The sequence below is a fragment of the Celeribacter baekdonensis genome, assembly GCF_003047105.1.
Classification (GTDB): Bacteria; Pseudomonadota; Alphaproteobacteria; order Rhodobacterales; family Rhodobacteraceae; genus Celeribacter; species Celeribacter baekdonensis_B.
On the sequence record NZ_CP028475.1, the window covers coordinates 3,568,326 to 3,586,785 of the forward strand.

General features: G+C 57.6%; 16 protein-coding genes and 8 pseudogenes. 3 read left to right on the forward strand and 21 right to left on the reverse strand.

Annotated features, from left to right (window positions below; translation table 11 throughout):
- Positions 1-118: 118 nt before the first annotated feature.
- The 10 genes and pseudogenes from DA792_RS21150 to DA792_RS21195 form a co-directional block, all read right to left on the reverse strand.
- Entirely contained in the window at positions 119-1,105 is a 987-nt protein-coding gene (locus tag DA792_RS21150) for a peptidoglycan DD-metalloendopeptidase family protein (protein WP_107722528.1), read from the reverse strand.
- Between the two features lie 42 nt (positions 1,106-1,147).
- Positions 1,148-2,662 carry an acetyl-CoA hydrolase/transferase family protein gene (locus DA792_RS21155; RefSeq protein WP_199908106.1) on the reverse strand — a complete coding sequence of 505 codons (1,515 nt, stop codon included), beginning with the start codon at positions 2,660-2,662 and terminating at the stop codon, positions 1,148-1,150.
- 281 nt (positions 2,663-2,943) lie between these two features.
- A complete protein-coding gene (locus tag DA792_RS21160; RefSeq protein ID WP_107718063.1) occupies positions 2,944-3,156 on the reverse strand; it encodes a hypothetical protein in 213 nt (70 codons plus the stop codon).
- A gap of 92 nt (positions 3,157-3,248) precedes the next feature.
- On the reverse strand, positions 3,249-4,460 hold the full coding sequence (locus tag DA792_RS21165) for a TCR/Tet family MFS transporter (RefSeq protein WP_107718065.1): 1,212 nt from the start codon (positions 4,458-4,460) through the stop codon (positions 3,249-3,251).
- Positions 4,461-4,512: 52 nt separating this feature from the next.
- Positions 4,513-5,259 carry an alpha/beta fold hydrolase gene (locus tag DA792_RS21170; RefSeq protein ID WP_107718067.1) on the reverse strand — a complete coding sequence of 249 codons (747 nt, stop codon included), beginning with the start codon at positions 5,257-5,259 and terminating at the stop codon, positions 4,513-4,515.
- The gene (gene pcaD / locus DA792_RS21175) at positions 5,252-6,037 is read right to left on the reverse strand and encodes a 3-oxoadipate enol-lactonase (RefSeq protein ID WP_107718069.1); all 786 of its coding nucleotides are present in this window, start codon (positions 6,035-6,037) and stop codon (positions 5,252-5,254) included. The genes DA792_RS21170 and pcaD overlap by 8 nt, the downstream gene beginning before the upstream one ends.
- 156 nt (positions 6,038-6,193) lie before the next feature.
- Positions 6,194-6,928, reverse strand: a pseudogene (locus DA792_RS21180) (alpha/beta fold hydrolase); the annotation flags it as partial.
- Positions 6,921-7,609: pseudogene (locus DA792_RS21185) on the reverse strand (haloacid dehalogenase type II). The pseudogenes DA792_RS21185 and DA792_RS21180, both read right to left, overlap by 8 nt.
- 279 nt (positions 7,610-7,888) lie before the next feature.
- Positions 7,889-8,332 carry a hypothetical protein gene (locus DA792_RS21190; protein WP_107722529.1) on the reverse strand — a complete coding sequence of 148 codons (444 nt, stop codon included), beginning with the start codon at positions 8,330-8,332 and terminating at the stop codon, positions 7,889-7,891.
- Positions 8,333-8,716: a hypothetical protein gene (locus DA792_RS21195; RefSeq protein ID WP_107722530.1), complete on the reverse strand. Its 384-nt coding sequence runs from the start codon at positions 8,714-8,716 to the stop codon at positions 8,333-8,335. It abuts the gene before it with no gap.
- A 229-nt stretch (positions 8,717-8,945) separates the two neighbouring features.
- Between DA792_RS21195 and DA792_RS21200 the strand changes: the two genes are divergently transcribed.
- Complete coding sequence (locus DA792_RS21200) at positions 8,946-9,323, forward strand: hypothetical protein (protein WP_159075347.1); 378 nt, start codon at positions 8,946-8,948, stop codon at positions 9,321-9,323.
- Between the two features lie 4 nt (positions 9,324-9,327).
- Here the strand turns inward: DA792_RS21200 and DA792_RS21205 are convergent, their stop codons facing one another.
- The 6 genes and pseudogenes from DA792_RS21205 to fabA form a co-directional block, all read right to left on the reverse strand.
- Entirely contained in the window at positions 9,328-10,134 is an 807-nt protein-coding gene (locus DA792_RS21205) for a GMC family oxidoreductase (protein WP_199908107.1), read from the reverse strand.
- A 620-nt stretch (positions 10,135-10,754) separates the two neighbouring features.
- Positions 10,755-11,520 (reverse strand): annotated as a pseudogene (locus DA792_RS21215) (enoyl-ACP reductase FabI).
- A 148-nt stretch (positions 11,521-11,668) separates the two neighbouring features.
- Complete coding sequence (locus tag DA792_RS22360) at positions 11,669-12,382, reverse strand: hypothetical protein (RefSeq protein WP_159075348.1); 714 nt, start codon at positions 12,380-12,382, stop codon at positions 11,669-11,671.
- 150 nt (positions 12,383-12,532) lie between these two features.
- Entirely contained in the window at positions 12,533-12,970 is a 438-nt protein-coding gene (locus tag DA792_RS23465; RefSeq protein WP_439099373.1) for a hypothetical protein, read from the reverse strand.
- Positions 12,951-13,760: pseudogene (locus DA792_RS21220) on the reverse strand (beta-ketoacyl synthase N-terminal-like domain-containing protein). The gene DA792_RS23465 and the pseudogene DA792_RS21220 overlap by 20 nt, the downstream one beginning before the upstream one ends.
- A gap of 43 nt (positions 13,761-13,803) precedes the next feature.
- Positions 13,804-14,308, reverse strand: a pseudogene (gene fabA / locus DA792_RS21225) (bifunctional 3-hydroxydecanoyl-ACP dehydratase/trans-2-decenoyl-ACP isomerase).
- A 292-nt stretch (positions 14,309-14,600) separates the two neighbouring features.
- On the opposite strand from fabA, the pseudogene irrA reads away from it, so the two are divergent.
- Both irrA and DA792_RS21235 read left to right on the forward strand, forming a co-directional pair.
- A pseudogene (irrA, locus tag DA792_RS21230) lies at positions 14,601-15,040 on the forward strand (iron response transcriptional regulator IrrA).
- Positions 15,041-15,557: 517 nt separating this feature from the next.
- Positions 15,558-16,169: pseudogene (locus DA792_RS21235) on the forward strand (DNA-3-methyladenine glycosylase I).
- Here DA792_RS21235 and DA792_RS21240 read toward each other — a convergent pair.
- The 5 genes and pseudogenes from DA792_RS21240 to DA792_RS23475 form a co-directional block, all read right to left on the reverse strand.
- Entirely contained in the window at positions 16,147-16,377 is a 231-nt protein-coding gene (locus DA792_RS21240; protein WP_107722533.1) for a hypothetical protein, read from the reverse strand. The pseudogene DA792_RS21235 and the gene DA792_RS21240 sit on opposite strands and share 23 nt — an antisense overlap.
- Positions 16,374-16,649, reverse strand: a complete 276-nt coding sequence (locus tag DA792_RS21245) for a hypothetical protein (protein WP_107722534.1) — start codon at positions 16,647-16,649, stop codon at positions 16,374-16,376. The genes DA792_RS21240 and DA792_RS21245 overlap by 4 nt, the downstream gene beginning before the upstream one ends.
- Before the next feature lie 97 nt (positions 16,650-16,746).
- Positions 16,747-17,185: pseudogene (locus DA792_RS21250) on the reverse strand (FKBP-type peptidyl-prolyl cis-trans isomerase).
- A gap of 143 nt (positions 17,186-17,328) precedes the next feature.
- On the reverse strand, positions 17,329-17,772 hold the full coding sequence (locus tag DA792_RS23470; protein WP_439099374.1) for a hypothetical protein: 444 nt from the start codon (positions 17,770-17,772) through the stop codon (positions 17,329-17,331).
- 67 nt (positions 17,773-17,839) lie between these two features.
- Positions 17,840-18,193, reverse strand: a complete 354-nt coding sequence (locus DA792_RS23475) for a hypothetical protein (protein WP_439099375.1) — start codon at positions 18,191-18,193, stop codon at positions 17,840-17,842.
- Positions 18,194-18,460: the final 267 nt, after the last annotated feature.

Consider the following 18,460-nt stretch of genomic DNA (forward strand, 5'->3'; position numbering starts at 1 on the left):
CGTGCGATGCTGCCTAGGTGTTGGCGCAAGATCGTCTGCGAAATGGAATGTTGGAGCGCCTCTTGCCCGATTGGACCTTGCCATAACATCCGATGCCGCCTCTCTCTCACGGTGACCGTTATAGGCCTTTAAGGCCGAAAGCCGCGTTCGGCAGGCGCAGGATCAGGTTGGGGTCCGGGCTGATGGTTGACCAAACGGGCCAGAGGCTATCGTGGCCGACGCCAAAGAAATTCCCGCCGGTTTGGGTCAACAGGCTGGTGATGATCTGAAAATGCAAATGCGGCGCCCAGCCGCCGTTCTCATGCCAATCCCCCAACGGCGCAATGTCTTGGCCGATGGCAATGTCTGCCCCTTCAGCGAGAGCAGGGAGGGGGACGCCAAGATGACCATAAAGGGTCCAAAACGGCAGGCCCTCCGCCGTCCGATGTTCCAAAATCACCGTATGGCCGTAATCCAAAGGATCGGCATTATAGGCCACGCGATGCACCCGTCCGGCCAAAGGCGCGCAAACCATCGTGCCAGCGGGGGCGAAAATGTCGATGCCCAAATGACGGCTGCGCGGTTCTGGCCCCGAGGCATCGCGATATTGATCGGCCATATAAACGCTGCGCTGTTCGCCATAGAGGCCATAGCCGTAAAGCGGCTGATCGGCAGGCAGATCGGGCGCGCGTTGCCCGGTGAACCATGCATCAAAGGCGCGATCGGAAAAGGCGGGCATCCCGACGCGATCCGAAGGCAGCGGTAGGAACGCCGTGCCATTGGGATCGGGACGCATCACCGGGGCCACCGCCACGCGCGCAAGATCGGTGTGAATGGCCGTGGCATGGGGGATTGGCGCATGGCCCAACCCATAGCGGATCACAGCGGTTAAAAACGCCGGGTCCAGCGCCTCAAGCCTCTGGATCAGGGCGGCATCCTCAACCGGATCAAGAGCGGCGCGAACCTGATCATAAAGCCCGTCCGCCTGATCCTCTGGCACAGAAGACACTGCTGACACGGTCACTCCGTCGAGACAGGCGACAATCGCCCGGTGCACATCCGGCGCATCGCGCAGCGCCACGGCCAGCTTTTGCGCCAATTTGGCGGGTATTTCGATCTGGCGCATCAGCGGCCTCCTCAACACAGCAACAGGCGAAACGGCAGAGGATTACAGCATCGAGCCAGTGTCAATGAACCTTTGATGCCAACTCAGCGCCTCGCGCAGATCATGCGGCGTGTGACCGCCAAACGAACTCTTTTTAGCCCGCTCGAAATACTCCCGCAGCGCATCACGATACATCGGATGGGCACAGTTTTCGATGATCAAAGCGGCCTTCTTTTTCGGGTCCAAACCGCGCAAATCGGCCAAGCCTTGTTCGGTGACAATCACCTGAACGTCTTGGTTGATGTGATCGACATGGCTCGCCATCGGCACAATCGCGGAAATGGCCCCGTTTTTGGCGATCGAGGGCGTCATGAAAATCGACAGATAGGCGTTGCGGGCAAAATCGCCCGAGCCGCCAATGCCGTTTTGAATGCGCGATCCCATCACATGGGTCGAGTTCACATTGCCGTAAATATCCGCCTCAATCAGCCCGTTCATCGCAATACAGCCAAGGCGGCGCACCAGTTCGGGGTGGTTCGAAATCTCCTGCGGCCGCAGGATCAATTTGTCGCGAAACAGCCGGGCATGGGTGTTGAAATACTCGGCCTTTTCAGGGGAAAGCGAAAAGGCCGTGGCGGAGGCGACGCGCAAAGTGCCGGCTTCGATCATGTCGAGCATGCCGTCTTGGATCACCTCGGTGAAGGCGGTCATTTGCTCAAAGGGCGCTTTGATCAACCCGGCCATCACCGCGTTGGGCACGTTGCCAACGCCCGATTGCAACGGCAACAGGCTGGGCGGTAGGCCCGCGCGTTTGGCCTCCCACATCAGGAACTCAAGGATGTGGTCGGCAATCGCTTCGGCGGTGTCGCCGGGGGCGGAAAACGGGGCGTTGCGGTCGGGGGCGTCGGTTTCGACAATGGCGACGATTTTGGACGGATCGACCTTGAAATGCGGCTGACCGATGCGATCATCGGGCTTGTTCAACGGGATCGGCACGCGGTTCGGCGGCAAAGCCGTGCCGTAGTAGATGTCATGCATCCCGTCGAGCATTTCGCTTTGCCAACTGTTAACCTCAAGGATGATTTTATCGGCGCGCTCCAGCCATGTTTTGTTGTTGCCGATGGAAGAAGAGGGGATCAAATCGCCTTCGGGCGTGATGCCGGAGACCTCGATGATCGCGGTGTCCAGCGGACCCAAAAAGCCCTGCCATGCCATCGGCGCGACCTGCGACAGATGCATGTCGAAATAGTTCATCTCGCCCGCATTGATCTTTTGCCGCGCGATGGGATCGGAGTTGTAGGGCAGGCGGAAGTCAATGCCGTCGGCTTTGGCCAAGGCACCGTCAAGCTCGGGGCCGGTTGAGGCACCGGACCAGATTTTGATTCGAAACGGCTGACCCGCAGAATGTTCGGCCTCAATGCGCGCGGCCAGAGCGAGCGGCACGGCTTTGGGATAGCCCGAGCCAGTAAAGCCGCTCATACCCACCGCCGCCCCATTTTGAACAAGGCTTGCGGCGTCTTCGGCACTCATGATTTTGGATTGAAGCGATTGCGGCGCGATGCGCGAGGGCTGGGTCAAGACCGGTCTCCATTTCACACGGATTCCGGGCGTGATGTGGGAGTGTCACGGCAAATGGGGTCCCCTCCCTCCATCAGCGCCCGATGTTTCTCGCATCTATGCCTTCGATGGAAGGAGGGTCCAGCACATTCTTGTGGTGTAACCCCGCTATGCGAATTCGCACAGATATGTGATAATTTATTTGCAAAACCGATCAATTGAACCGATTTTGCAAATGCTTTTTGTCGAACATTCCGGCGTGGTTTAGGTCGCGCACAAACGTCGCTTTAAAGCGTGGCGCTTTAGGCCCGGTGCCCGCGCGCCACGCGTAGGAATTGAACCACACGCGACGCATTTTGCGGGGCTTGCGCGTCTGGCCGTTCGGTGCGGCTGAGTTGATCCCAAATCGGGTGTCTGCGCGCCGTGCGGTCCAGTTTTGCAAACTGCACAAGACGGTGATTTTTGAACGGATCGTGGTGGCGATGATGGGCGTCAAAAACAGTGCGGTGGGTCATCAAAATTTCTCCTCTTGGACCCAAAGCCTAGCAGAAAATCGGCATTTTGTCAGGTCTTGCAACCAGAGAACATGCACCAAGCGGGCTTTGGCTCACGCCGCATCTTGGCGCACGCGCCAGTGCCACAACACGACCCCGGCCACGATGACAATTCCCATCGACAATAAAAATGGCGCGCCGGGCAGGTAATGCGCCGTGCCGGGGCGCGAAAAGATCGCGAAGGTTTCGGTCATGATCAAGGGGCTGAGAATGGTCGCGATGGCCGCGATGGAACCGATCACGCCCTGCAATTCGCCCTGTTGTGTGTCGGGGGTGGCGCGGCTCATCGTGCCTTGCAGCGCGGGGATGGTGACCGAGGAAATCCCTGACAGCACGGTGACGATCCACACCAACGGCACGCTACTGGTCACGCCCAAGGTGGCGAAGACAACGATATCGGCCAAAATGCCGCCCATGGTGACGCGATACGCCCCAAAGCGGCTCACAAGCGGCCCGATCAACACCGATTGCGCCAAACCCATTGAGAGGCCAAAGGCAAACAGCGTCAGGCCAATCATCCGCGCGTCAAATCCGAATTTTTCGACACCATAAAATGACCAGATCGCCGGATAGACGAAATAGGCCATTTCATAGAGGCCAAAGACCATCAAAAGCGGCTTGACCCCGGACAGCGACCCGATGGCGCGAAAGGCGGCAAAGGGATTGGCACGTCGCCAATGAAACGGGCGGCGTTTGTCGCGGGGCAGGCTTTCGGGCATGACCAAAAGGCCAAAGATCATGTTCAATCCGGCGATGCCCGCCGCCACATAAAACGGCGCACGGGTGTCAATTCCGGCCAAAAGCCCGCCAATCATCGGCCCCACCGCAAAGCCAACCCCCATGGCTGCATGGACAAGACCAAAGCGCTTTTCGCGATCCTCAGGCGCGGAAATATCCGCCATATAGGCAGCCGCCGTGGCATGCGTCGCGGCCGACAATCCGGCGATCAACCGGCCGATCAGCAACAGCCAAATCGTATGCGCCACCGCCATCACCAGATAGTCGAGCATCATCACAAACAACGCTGAGATCAGGACGGGTTTGCGGCCAAAGCGATCCGACAGATTGCCGACCGCCGGTCCAAACAGAAACTGCATCATCGCATAGCCGGTGGCCAACACCCCGCCCCAAAGGGCGGCATCGGCCAAGGCGCGCCCGGTCACGTCGCGGATCAGATCGGGCATGACCGGAAAGATCAGGCCAATGCCGATGCCGTCGATCAAGACGGTGAACACGATGAACAAGATCGGAAGATGGCGCAACATGACGAACCTCTGACACAGACTGCGCCTTTCTGACCGTCAAAACCACCGCTGTCTATCCGTCTTTGCGCACAGCCTTGATGAGCAAATCCGCCAAGCTGTCCGGGTGTGAGAAATAGGGCGAATGGCCTGCGGTGAGGCGATGCACCTGATCCTCAGGCCAATCTTTGACCATTTTTTCCTGCTCTTCCGGCGGGATGGTGCGGTCATCCGTGCAAAGCACATAATCGCGCGGCAGGGTGGCAGAGCGGGCTGTGATCGTCAGAGGCGTTTCTTGTGGGCGGATCGCCTGTGGCCCCAGATGCGGTAGGGCATAGGCCACGGCCTGCGCCGGACAATCGTGAAACAACGTCGCCACGACGGTATCAGCGCGAAAGGTAAAGGCCTTGTCGTCTGGGGTTTTCGCAATCGCGGCCAAAACCGGATGGGCGCGGGCGCTGCGACGCATGTCGCCAAGGCTTTTGCCATCCTCGGGCACATAGGCACAAACATAGATCATCTGCGCGACACATTCAGGCGCGGCCTCAGCGGCGGCGGTGATGGCGTAGCCGCCCGCGGAATGGCCGACCAGGATCACCGGCGTGCCGATTTCGGCGATCTTATGGAGGATCGCATCGCGGTAGAGATCCAGCGTCACCTCGAAATAGGGCGTGGTGTCCGCGCCATGAGAGGGCAGGTCCATCGCATGAACGATGCCCCCGCGTGCCACAAGTGCCGGGATCAGATCGCGCCAACACCATGCGCCATGGGCGGAGCCGTGGATCAAAAGAAAGACCGGATCAGTTGCTTCCAATTCAGACATGGCCAATCTCCTGTAAGAATGTTGTCAAAAGTGCGGCAAAGGCTTCGGGCGCATCTACGGGTGGCAAATGCCCGGAACGCCGCAGCAATTCAAACCGCGCGCCGGGGATGATGTCCAAAGTTTCGCGCATCAAATCGGCAGGGGTGGAGCCATCATAACCGCCGCCAATGCCCAAGCATGCCAGACGCAAGCCCGAGGTGGGCGTGTAAAAATCCGTGCCTGCAATGGCGGCGCAACAGCCCACATAGCCCTCAACGGAGGTGTTTAAAATCGACTGACCCCAGCGTTTGGCCGTCTCAGATTTGCGAAATCCGGGGGCAAACCAACGCTCCAACGTGGGCGCAACGATGCTTTCCAGCCCATGGGCCTCAATCTCGTCGATGCGTTTGTCCCAGACCGAGCGGGTGCCGATTTTGGCCGCCGTATTGGACAGGACCAGCGCGCGGATGTGATCCAGCCGCTTGACCGCCAGGCCCTGCGCGATCAACCCGCCAATGGAAATGCCGACAAACACCGCATCTCGCACCGCCAAATGATCCAGCAACCGCTCGGCGTCACGCACCAATGCGCCCATCGAATAGGGGCCTTTCGGCACGTCAGAGCCACCATGACCACGTAGGTCATAGCGGATGACCCGAAGCCCCTTTGGCAGGAGCGGCAGGACGTCATCCCACAGATGCAAATTGGTGCCCAAGGCATGACAAAACACAATCGTCGGGCCAGTGCGCGGCCCGTCGTCTTCAACGTTGAGAGAAATGTCACCAAGATCGACCCGCATCTGATCGCTCCTTTTAGAATGCGCGCAGATCATAGAGGGGAGGCGGTGGGTCTCAATGGGGGAGGCGGGCCAAAAACGCGCGATCACATCAAGGCTTTCAGGCTCATCCAAAAACGGCACATGACCGCGATCTTTCACCTCGGCACAGATCATATCCGGGCGGCGCGCGCACATCTCGTCCATACAGGCGCGGGGCAAAAGGGTGGAGTTTTCGCCCCGCAACAGCGCCAAAGGCAGCCCCGCAAGCGCCTCGAACAAAGGCCAGAGATCGGGCACGGCCCCGGTCACGCTTTGCGCTTCAATCGCGTCCCTAAGCTTAGGATCATAGCGCAATTCAAGCCGTTTTTCGCCCTCTGTCCAAATCCGGCGTGCATAGCTTAGCCAGTGATCCCGGCTGACATTGGGGAACTGATCGCCCAAAGCACGGGGCAATTTGTCGGCGGCATCTTCAAACGAGCGATAGGCCGAGGGGCGACCGAGATAGTCCATGATGTGGCTCAGCCCACGCGGGTCCATCTCTGGCCCGATGTCATTGAGCAACACGCCAGACAGGCGATGTTTGGCGGTGAGCGCCAAGACCATGGCAATCAACCCGCCCCGCGAGGTGCCTAAAATGGCGGCGCGGTCCAGCCCCAAATGATCCAAAAGGGCCAGCGCATCCGCGCCCTCTTGTGGCAATGTGTAGTTGAGGAAATTCGGGTCAAAATCAGACGCCCCGCGCCCGCGACTATCAAGGCGAATGACCGTGGCTTGATCTGCGAAATGCGCCACCACAGGTTCGAAATCATCCATGTTGCGGGTCAGTCCCGCGAGGCACAACAGAGCGGGACCTTTGCCCTGAACGTCATAGGCCAGCGAGAGGCCATCGGCGGTGGTGAACGTGTCAGGCATGGGCGGCGATCTCCGGAATTTGGGTCAGATCAGAGAGAATATAAGCGGGTTGGCCGGGCATCCGGTCGACGGGCAGGGACGCGCGGTTCACCCAAGCGGTGACAAAGCCAAATCGTGCCGCCCCGGCGATGTCCAGCCATTAGAGGAGACAAACAACACCTCGTTGCGGGCGCAGTCGAACCGATCCGGGACCATGTGATACACCCGATCTGAGGGCTTGAAAATGCCGACGGTATCGACCGAGAGCACATCGTCCAACAGGCCGTCTAAACCCGCCGATGACACCGCAGCCTGAAGCATGTCTTGTGAGCCATTTGAGAGGATGGCGGTGGAAAACCCTTTGTCTTTCAGGGCTTGCAACATGATGGGCACCTCTGGATAGGCGCTCAATTCCTGATAAAGCTGCAACAAACGCGCGCGCAACGGCGGATCATCCTCAAGTCCCGCACGCGCCAGCGCCCAATCGAGCGCATCCATGGTGACAGTCCAAAACGGCGCATGATCCCCCATGATGGCGCGCAGCCAACTGTATTCCAACTGTTTGGCGCGCCAATCCTGCGCCAGTTGGGACCACAGCGGGATCAGGCGGGCAAAAGCGGGTTCATCCGCCGCGCGCTGGGCGGCAGAGGTGACATCGAACAGGGTGCCATAGGCATCAAAAATACAGGTGGTGATGGTCACATGCGCCTCCCTTGCAGCGAGGACAGACTGTCATGGAGTGCGCCCTGAGGAAAGAGGAGATGGCGCGGGTTTTAGAGCAACCCGGTCAAAAGCCAGAACCCGCCAGTGAAATGCACGGTCAGGGTAAAGGCATAGCTTGCCATCACCAAAAGCGCCTGATTTGGCGTCAGGCGGGTTTGGTCGGGCGGCGGATGTGAAACAGGCTTTGCACGCCCGCGGCGGCGAGGATCATCATCGCCACCGAGTGATCGCGCAGAGCCGCCGAGGCAAAGGCGGCGGTCATGAACAGCGTGACGACACGCCCAAGACGTGGCCAAAACGCATCAGAAACCGCACGCACAACCTGCCGCCACCAAAGGCAGGAAGGGCAAAAGCATGATGAAATTGAACGTGCCCAACATAATCGCCGTGCTGCGCATGACATTGCAAAGACCGGCCGCTCACGACGAAGTGTGAAACAGGCCAAAGCCGAGGATCATCGGAACAATCGCCAAGCGGGGCATAGAAGCGCGGCAAAGCTTCTTCCAGCGAGCTGATCAAAGGGCGATCCGAGCGCGCGCGGCGAATAGGCGAGGGGATCAGCCGCACCCGCGCCACCTCATGGCCGATGATGCGACAGGCCAGTGCGGACCCCAACTCATGCAACAAAGCCGCAAAAACAAAGCCAATGCCAAGCAAAGGCGAGGTCAGCGCCGCGACCGCGACCCGTGAGCACAAATCCAATCACAACGCCCGTGCCATCAAACCCGCGCTGTGATCATCCTGCCCTGATGGGTCGACACCCCTTTGAGCAGAGGCAGGGAGAAGACCCCCAAAAGGATGGCGAGAAAGAGGAATGTCATAGCGATGTGCGGCGGCCTTTTGGCTTTGATCTTTGGGCTTTTGATGGGTCGAAAATGCGGCGACAATGTGGCAGGTGGCGGATTTGGCTGGGGATAACTCATCGTTCAACACAGTGTTTCTGAAATGAAAACGTTTAAAAATGCTTTTAAATGCGTCGAAAAATTTACAGGAATGCAAAATTTCAAGACAGGGGATGATTTGTCCGTCCCGCCTGCTAAATCTATATCTCGGACGCCCCTGTTTGGAGACAATGATGAACAGCACGGTTGAGAAACTCCGCGACTCCTTGCGGCAAATTCAGGGATCAATTGGAACGGGATGCCGCAGAGGCGCGTGAAAAGTTTCAATATCGTCTCAGCAATGGCGGTGGTGTTCGAGGAAGAAGCGCGCAAACGCGGGCGTCTTTTACGTGTGCGTTTGTCGGTGTTTATCCGCCGCGCCCGTCCTTGGGAGGTGATCACCGCCGCTCATTTACAGTCTGATCGTGCCCTTCGTGATCCTCGATCTTTTTGTCACCGTCTATCAGGCGATCTGTTTCCCAATCTACGGTCTGCCAAAAGTCGAACGCAAAAAATACATCGCTGTGGATCGGCACAAGCTGACCTATCTGAACTTTATGCAAAAACTCAACTGCGTTTATTGCGGCTATGGCAATGGGCTTTTGGCCTATGTCCGCGAGGTTGCCGGACGCACCGAATATTACTGGTGCCCGATCAAACACGCCAGTCATCTGTCCGATCGTCACGAGCAATATCAGAACTTTTTGGAATTCGGAGACGGCGAGGCGTGGGACGAAAAATTCATTGAAATGAAAGGCAAAGCCCGTGCCTGCGAGGACTGTAGCGGCTGCGGCACGGGGGGCTGTCACTAAAGCGTCAAGGCCGAAGCATCATATCCGCCACGTTTTCCGCGATCATCATCGTGGGCGCATTGGTGTTGCCCGCGATGATCTGCGGCATGATTGAGGCGTCCACAACGCGCAGCCCCGAGACGCCGCGCACCCGCGCCTGCGGGTCCACCACTGAACTTTCGTCCATCCCCATGCGACAGGTGCCGACCGGGTGATAGATTGTCTCTGAGCGGGCACGAATATCCGCAATGAGCGCTGCGTCGCTTTGCAGGGCCGCACCAGGCAGAACCTCGGATGCGACGTGCTTTGCAAGCGCCGATGCAGCCATCACCGAACGGGCGATTTTGAGGCCAGATAAAAGCGTTGCCACATCCTCTGGGTGGCTCAGATAGCCGGCGTCAATCACCGGCGCAGCCCTTGGATCGGGTGAGGCCAATGTGATCCGCCCCCGCGATTTTGGCAAAAGATCACAAACATGCAGCGTCATGCCGTAGCCAAATGAGGTCTTGCGTCCATGATCACGCAGATAGGCCGGAATGAAATGGAATTGCAGGTTGGGACGTGGCTGATCGGGATCTGAGCGCACAAACCCACCAGCTTCGGCGACATTTGAGGTCAGTTCCCCGCCACGTTTGCGGCCAAAGGCGACGGCGGCACGCAGCGCACGGGGCACATATGTCGGCGCAATGCCAATGGGCAGGCGATCGCGCGCTTTCGACATCACTGTGATGTCGAGATGATCGGCTAAGTTCTGGCCCACCTCAGGCGCGTCATGCCGCACCTCGATCCCCTGCGCGCGCACCATGTCCCCCGGCCCAATGCCCGAGAGCATCAACAGATGCGGTGACTTGATTGCCCGGCGCTAAGGCCACCCGCCACCGGGATTGAGCAAAATCGCGATCCGCAACGCCAATTGGTGCCCTTGAACAGCACTCGCGAGACCTGTTCTCCGGTCAAGAGCGTCACATGGCCCCCCACGCACCGGGTCCAAAAATGCCCGCGCGGCTGAAAACCGTTTGCCGTTTTTCTGAGTGACTTGGAGCAGGCCCACGCCCTCCTGATCCGCGCCATTAAAGTCACGCATCCCGCCTCAACACCGGCGCGCACAAAAGGGCTCGCAGATCGGAGACGCAAAGTGGCCCGTCGGTGCATTGAAATCTGCGTATTGCGCTTGTGCGTCCCACTTCTGAGGGTGGCCAGGTTTGATCTTTCGTTTAGCGATCAGGTGCGGTGTGATCAAATTATAGGCGCGCCAAAACCCCCCAAAAAAAGGCGAGCATCCGGCTTCGATCAAACAAACCCGTTTGCTTGGATCGTCCGACAGGCGATGGCCAACACGCATTATATAATCAAACATGTCAAACTACCAGTGTCACTTCGCCAACTGATACCTACTCAAAGAAAAGCCCCGCACGGGGCGGGGCTTGGAGCTGTGGCAATCTGGACCGGATTTCAATCCGGGGCATTGATGTGATAGCCGCCATCGACGCGGATGATTTCACCCGTGGCGCGCCCATCGGAGGCGAGGTACACGGCGGTGCGCCCACGGCCTCAAGCGTTGCCATTCGACAACAACGGCGCGTTCTGTTCGGCGTGTTTATAGGTGCGGCGCGCGCCACCGATGGCGGAGCCAGCCAGCGTTTTCATCGGACCCGGCGAAATGCCGTTGACGCGGATGCCTTCGGGGCCAAGGTCATTGGCAAGATAGCGGATCGAGCTTTCCAGCGCCGCTTTGGCCACGCCCATCACGTTGTAATTGGGCACAACTTTGTTGGAGCCTTCAAAGGTCAGCGTCATCAACGTGCCGCCATTGGGCATCATTTCAGAGGCGCGTTTGGCCACGTCGATGAAAGCTATAGCACGAGATATGCAGCGAGTTTTTGAAGTTCTCGACAGAGGTGTCGCGGAACCGGCCGGTGAGTTCGTCTTTGTTGGAATAGGCGATGGCGTGCACGACAAAATCAAGGCTGCCCCATTTGGCTTTGAGTGCCGCAAAGGCTTCGTCCATTTGCTCCGGGTTGGTGACATCGACGTCCACCATCGTGTCCGAACCGACGCTTTCGGCCAGCGGTTGCAAGCGTTTGCCAAAGGCCTCGCCTTAGGTAAACGCAAGCTCCGCGCCCTCGGCGGCACAGGCTTTGGCGATGCCCCATGCGATGGAACGCTCGTTGGCGACGCCCATGATAAGCCCGCGTTTGCCCTTAAGAAGATCTGCCATGGATGAAATGCCCTTTTTGCTTTGCGGGTATTTGACCGTTTTGTGCCGCTAGGTCAAGTTTTTGAGGGCTGTGTTAGGTGAGCGGAGGCGGTTCGCTGCAATGAGACTGGAGGTCTGGTATGCGGGACAATGCGGGCTTTCGATGGCATTATGAGCAACTGAATTCGAGTAATCGATTCAAAACGCCCTCAACATATGTATGAACTTCCTCGAAATGCTCGAAGAGATGGTTTGTGGACGTGTCATTGTAAGAATGTATTCTTATTGTAAATTCAGGATCAAACCATGTTTCGCTCATGTGCTTGTCAAAAAAACGAGAACACGTCGTGATGTGGTACCGCGTCAGACAATTCAAACCTTCCCGATCACCCGCCTTCGAGGTTCGATAGCAATCGAAGTATTTCACCGGGCTCCAATCTAACGCACCGGCGACAAAGGGGCGTTCACTTTCCGACATGTCTCGTGCCCATATGAAACTTGTCCCAACATCACGGTTTCCGTGGTCATCAAATATTTCCACGCTCCATATGTTTTTGGTAAAAGGTCGAATTTCAAAGGACGCACGCCCGTCAATTTGCATGGTTCGGTAACCCGGAGTTCTAACACCGAACAACTGTGCTAAACTGTGGCTCTTTTCAGGCGAATTCGAAAGCTGAACCACTATGTCCCATGGAAAATTTGCTTCAGGGCAAAGACTAAACCCGGTGATGACTTTTGCCTCTGATGCAAGTTTTTCGAAACTTCCTTCGAGATCATCCGTACACTGATCGAAACCCAGTGAGGTTTGGGCTTGAGCCGTCGAAGAAAAAGCGGCGGACAGCATTGCAAAGAGCAACAAGCGGAAGCGTGCAGAATTAAGCAAAGTATGTTACTCCATACGTCGTGTTTTTTATACTAGCCAGGTTTTTGATTGGCTACTCTGGGTTCAAACCCGACCTTGGCAACTCTCAGTCAAGCCCAGTCTAACACGAAAACGGCCACGCTCGTATAACGTGGCCGTTCAAATCATACCCTAAAACCAGATCAGTCGAGATATTTCGACAACAACATTGACCGTTGGTGCCGCCAAACCCAACGAATTGGTCATGACGGTATCAAGCCCTGCGTTTTCCACCAGAGTTGTGGCGATTTCAGTCGCGTGGATCGCGGGGTCGAGGGTTTCGACATTGATCGACGGGATGATGAAATCGTGTTGCAGCGCCAAGAGGCAATAGACGGCTTCCTGTGCGCCGGTGGCGCCTTGGGAGTGACCGGTCATGGATTTGGTCGAGGAAATCACTGGCGTGTTGCCTTCGCCAAAGACCCGGCGCACGGCTTCGACTTCGCCCACGTCACCGACCGGGGTCGATGTGCCATGCGCGTTGATGTAGCCGACCTTGCGGCCTTCCGGCAGGGTGGAGAGGGCAAGCCGCATCGCGCGTTCGCCGCCCTCACCAGAGGGGGCCACCATATCCCGCGCCATCCGAGGTCGCGGCAAAGCCGGTCACTTCGGCGTATATTTTCGCACCGCGCGCTTTGGCGTGTTCCAACTCTTCGAGCACCAAAATCGCACCGCCGCCGGAGATCACAAACCCATCGCGGTTCGCATCAAACGCGCGCGAGGCTTTGGTGGGTGTGTCGTTGAACTTTGAGGACATCGCCCCCATCGCATCAAACAGGCAGGACAGGGTCCAATCCAATTCCTCGCCACCACCGGCAAACATCACATCTTGTTTGCCCATCATGATCTGCTCGCTTGCCGCACCAATACAATGCAGCGAAGTCGAACAGGCCGAGGTGATCGAATAGTTGATGCCCTTGATCTGATAGGCGGTCGCCAAGTTGGCGGAAATCGTCGATCCCATGCATTTCGGCACCGCAAACGGCCCCACGCGTTTGGTGGCTTTTGTGGCCAAAACCGACTGATGCGCGGTGAACATGGCGGAGGTGGACGGCCACCCGAACCGGCAATCAAGCCGTGCGCACGTTGATCACGTCTTTTCCTCAAGGCCGGAGTCGGTGATCGCTTGGTCCATGGCGATGGAGGCATAGGCCGCCCCCGGACCCATGAACCGCAGGGCACGTTTTTCGACGTGGTCTTTGATTTCGAGTTTTTCTTTTTGGCTGCGGAACCCATACTCTTTCATGTCTTCATTGGCAGTGATGCCGGAGGTGCCCGCCTTGAGAGAGGCCAGCACTTCCTCAGAATTGTTGCCGATCGAGGAGACAACCCCGAGACCTGTGACGACGACGCGACGCATGGCGTGTTCTTCCCTGTGGTATTCGTTTCGATCCGCTTTGGGATCAGCTCTCGGAGAGCGCAACTTTCATGTCTTTGACGATATAAATCACTTCGCCATCGGCCGACGATTCCGTCTGCAACACCCATGGTCAGGCGGCGGGTCTGGATCGCTTTGGTGAAATCAATCTTGTAGGTCAACATCTTACGGTCCGGGCGCACCATGCCGGTGAGTTCACTTCACCGACACCAAGCGCATAACCGCGCCCCTGCCAGCCGCGCCAGCCAAGGTTAAAGCCGGTGAGCTGCCACAGACCATCAAGGCCCAAACAGCCGGGCATGATCGGGTTGCCGGGGAAATGGCAATCAAAGAACCAAAGGTCCGGCGTGATGTCGAATTCCGCCACAACATGACCCTTGCCATGCGCGCCCCCGTCACCGGAAATCGGTGATCCGGTCCATCATCAACATGGGCGGGGCGGGAAGCTGCGCGTTGCCGGGGCCAAATAAGTCGCCCGCTGCACATTTAAGCAGATCTTCCTTGGTGAAACTCGTGGGATACTCGGCCATATAGAACCCTTGCCTTCCTGCAATCTTTCAAAGTCGTATCCCCTCTATCACCCCGCCCCCCAACCACGCAAGGCGCAAGAGCGGGCAAAGTCCGATGAGCGGGAGCGGGTGAAAATCGTCCGAACCGAGCCAAAACGTTGTCTGATTGCGGCGGGTCGTCTTGTTGCGATCTATTTTCATTTGAATTTAACCCCGCCTTGGCCTTATATTGGCACTTATACCAAAGAAACGGACCCCGATGACCCAGTCCCCAGCCCCCGAGCCGACGTGCCAGGCACTGCAAGACAAGAGCCTGCAAGACAAGACAAAGCGCGATCCGCGTCGTGGTGAGACGTGGCTGTGTGATGCGGGAGTGCGACCGACCCGTCAACGGGTGGCTTTGGCGACCTTGTTGATCGGTGACGGTCATGATCGCCATGTCACGGCTGAAAGTCTGTTTGCCGCGGCGCGCGATGCGGGCGAAAAAGTGTCCTTGGCGACGGTCTACAACACGCTGCGGGCCTTTTGTCAGGCGGGTTTGATGCAGGAGGTGACCGTTGATGGCTCGCGCTCCTATTTCGACACAAATATGAATGAACATCCGCATTTCTTTTGGAAGAGCATGGCGCATTGACCGACGCGCCCGCCAAAGATCTGCAAATCGCACGTCTGCCGGACGCGCCCGAAGGCATGGAAATCGCCTCTGTCGATGTGGTGATCCGTCTGCGCCCCAAAACCCAAGTCCCGCACTGACCTCTGTGCCGGGCGCTCGGGCGATCCTGTTGAATAGGCTCGGCTTTCTGCATCCCTTGCGCTCGACGCAGGTATTTTGGCGCTCGCGCTGTCAGTCACGCCGCTGGCGTTGTGGGCGCAGGGTGCTTTGCCGATCCAGTTTGAAACCCTCACAACCCCCCCGGCGAATTTACGATCTATTTCACCGATCTCCAATATTCCGCCGATCAGGTCTGGTTCGTCTCCGGCAGTTGCGAAAGTGCCTCTGAGGCGGCGGTGATTTCGGTGCAAGACTATGCCTATTCCGCCGATCTGACCGTGTTTTTGGCGCGCTATGCTTTGAGGCGGATCAGGTGGTCTGTGTGGCCAATCCGGGTCAAGCGCCACAGGCGTTTTGGGATGCCTACCCGCAAAAATAAACGGTTCAACGGGAAAATTGAGGCTTGAGTTGACACCAAAAGGCGGACAAGTTTGGTCATGCACTGCGTTTCATATTCGTCTTCCGTGAGGGGCTTTTGAGGCGTGTTAGGAGGTCGATGTGGCACAGCTTTTCACCGGGTCAGATGGCCAATCGCGCTGCGCATGGTGCGCCAGTGACCCCGAATATATCCGCTATCACGACGAAGAATGGGGTTATCCGGTCGCCGACGACATCCGTTTGTTTGAGAAAATCTGCCTCGAAGCTTTCAATCGGGCCTGTCATGGTGGACGATTTTGCGCAAACGCGAAGGTTTCGCGCCGCTTTCGCCGGGTTTGATTTTCACAACGTCGCACAGTTCGATGAGGCGGATGTGACCCGGCTTTTGGCCGATGCGGGCATCGTGCGCCACCGTAAAAAATCAACGCCACGATCAACAACGCCGCCCGTGCGGTCGAGATGGTGGCGAACGAAGGCTCGCTTGCTGCCTATTTTTGGTCCTTTGAACCCAAACCCGACGAACATGGCGCGCCGCAAACGGCGTCGATCTCGGAGACCTCAAAACGGCTTTCGAAAGACCTCAAAAAACGCGGCTGGAAATTTGTCGGCCCGACCACCTGTTTTGCCTTCATGCAGGCGATGGGGATGATCAATGATCACGCGACGGGCTGTGTGCATCGTGAGATCGCGGATCAAAAACGGGCGGTGTTTACGTCTCCGTCACAGGGCTGATCAGCTCCGCCAATCCGCGCAGCCACGCCCGGATGGCGCGCGGGTCCACCTCTTCGAGCCGGTCCAGATCGCCCGCTGCATCCGCAAGCTGGTCCAAAATGTCGTGTCGCCTATCATCTACCGCGTCCGAGAGGGGCAGGGTGGCCGCCGCGACCAAAAGCTGACGCAACTCCTGCACCTCGCGCATCTTGCGAAACGCTTCGATCATCGGTCGGTCTGTGTCGGATCGCTGCGCCAGTCGCGCTCAAACAAGGACGTGACCCTTTGCCCGGCACCGAGGCAATCAAAGGCGATACAGCCGGAATAGCCGCGGTTCGCCAAATCGCCGTGAATGCCACAGGTAAACCCCGCAAGGTTGTGACAGCCCACACCTGCCGCTTTGTCATGGTCAAAATGATCGCCGCGATCAAAGGCCAAGGCCATACAGCACAGCGCGGCGCAGCGGCTACAGTCCGCAGAAAAGAGATCCGGTTTTTCCATGCCGCCATTTGACGCTAAACCCGGGTCAGTTCAACGAAAAAGGCGGCACCTGCGTGCCGCCTCGTCCACTCTTTGATCTTCATTGCTGCGAAAATACTCAGCTTCGCTTAGACGATTTCAACAATTCAATGTCAAAGGTCAGATCTTCGCCAGCCAACGGTGGTTGGTTGGCGTCCAGGATGACCTCTTCGTCGGTGACAGAGACCACGGTGACCGGGATCACTTGGCCTTGCGGGCTTTGCATCTGAAGTTGCAGGCCGACTTCGAGCGGGATTTCCGCCGGGATTTGGGCGCGCGGCACGGGTTGTTGCGCGTCGTCATGGCGTGGGCCATAGGCCTCGTCAGCCACGGCCACGATGGTTTTTTTCTCGCCAACGGTCATGCCTGGAAGGTGCTTGTCCATGCCGGGGATGATTTGGCCGGACCCAACTTCGAACTCAAGCGGATCACGCCCCGCCGAGCTGTCGAACACGGTGCCGTCTTGAGGGTGCCAGTGTAGTGAATGCGAATTTGTCGCCGGATTTGACTTCGGACATCAGAAAAACTCTTTCGATTTCGGGTGGATTTTGAGGCCGCTTTGGTCCTGTTGGGCGCGGGTGCTCGTCGATTGCGGCCCAAGATAAGGGCTTAGAACCAGATGTAAAGGGCGGGGCTCAGTGCAAAAGCGGTTAAAAACCACTTAAAACCCCACTAAAACCACTGTCCCGGCTCCATCAGCCAGATCGAGCAACTGGCTGTGCCATTCGAATTCGGTCGAATTGTGCCAGCGAAAACTGTCGATGTCATAGGTTGACCCAGAGTTCGACTTGAGCGCTTTGGCGGTGCGAAAGGACACGATGGCGGCCGTCAGTTTGTGATGCCACGGGCAGGCATAGGTGTTGTATTCCTCATCGTTGAACAGGTGGTTTTCCGACAGGGTGAGGCCCTTTTCGCTTTGAAAATCGCAATCCGGTCGATGTGGCGGCGGTTGGCCGGGATATGCTCTTCGAACCGCCAGCGCAGCCCGCCGAAAAGTCGAGTTGGCGTTCTTTTTGATGGCCTGCGGCGTCCATCCCCCCAACGCATAATAGCCGATTTGTCGAGGCAGGCGTCCAAGCGACACGGCATTGGGCGCGTCATGCACACATCGCCGGCATAGAGATCAACCACATAGGTCAACATCCCGCCGCGCCGTTCTTCGGTGTGAAAGGTCAGCATGTCGGTGATGCTGCGGGTCTCGCAGAACGGGAAAAACAGTATTCGGCATTGTAACAATAATACATCCAAATCCCCGGCGCCGCAGCGATAATGCGATTGACCGCTTGGGTCAGCATATTGGGCACGCGGGTGGCATAGCGGATGCGATGGATTTGAAGTTCTAACCCCTCTGGCAGCGTCAGCTCATCGGGCGCAAACAACAGCACGGCTTTGAACCCAAGCGTGATATGATGGCGCAGGGTCGTGTCCACCTCGATCAAATCTTCGGCAAAGACCATCGCGATTGGCCCTTTGAGCAAGGCGTCTTTGCCGTCTGAAAGAAAAGTGTTGAGGCTATCGTAACGCATAAACTGTCCCTATTCGGGTGGCGGTCCGTGTGACTGTCCCCGTTTGTAGTAAAAAAGCCATGAAGAAGAGGGGATTGCAAGGATTGAGGACGCGGTTTGAGCGTTGTCGTGACAGGGCGGCGGATCGGTCGCACCTCATCGATGAGCACGCATCCGCAGCACACAAACCCATTTGCTCCGCACCCCTCTTGGGCTAGAGAGACGACTTAATTTCCCCAATCATCGTGGACCCAAGGTCATGTCTGACACAAAAGCCAACACCAAAAA

Excerpts from the sequence above, each read along its gene's own strand:
- DA792_RS23465 (WP_439099373.1), bottom strand. The coding sequence starts at position 12,970 with ATGGTGGCCCCCTCTGGTGAGGGCGGCGAACGCGCGATGCGGCTTGCC.
- DA792_RS21170 (WP_107718067.1), bottom strand. The coding sequence starts at position 5,259 with ATGTCTGAATTGGAAGCAACTGATCCGGTCTTTCTTTTGATCCACGGC.
- DA792_RS21245 (WP_107722534.1), bottom strand. The coding sequence starts at position 16,649 with ATGGAAAAACCGGATCTCTTTTCTGCGGACTGTAGCCGCTGCGCCGCG.
- DA792_RS21160 (WP_107718063.1), bottom strand. The coding sequence starts at position 3,156 with ATGACCCACCGCACTGTTTTTGACGCCCATCATCGCCACCACGATCCG.
- DA792_RS21240 (WP_107722533.1), bottom strand. The coding sequence starts at position 16,377 with ATGATCGAAGCGTTTCGCAAGATGCGCGAGGTGCAGGAGTTGCGTCAG.
- DA792_RS21205 (WP_199908107.1), bottom strand. The coding sequence starts at position 10,134 with ATGCTCTCGGGCATTGGGCCGGGGGACATGGTGCGCGCGCAGGGGATC.
- DA792_RS21165 (WP_107718065.1), bottom strand. The coding sequence starts at position 4,460 with ATGTTGCGCCATCTTCCGATCTTGTTCATCGTGTTCACCGTCTTGATC.
- pcaD (WP_107718069.1), bottom strand. The coding sequence starts at position 6,037 with ATGCGGGTCGATCTTGGTGACATTTCTCTCAACGTTGAAGACGACGGG.
- DA792_RS23475 (WP_439099375.1), bottom strand. The coding sequence starts at position 18,193 with ATGCGTTACGATAGCCTCAACACTTTTCTTTCAGACGGCAAAGACGCC.
- DA792_RS21150 (WP_107722528.1), bottom strand. The coding sequence starts at position 1,105 with ATGCGCCAGATCGAAATACCCGCCAAATTGGCGCAAAAGCTGGCCGTG.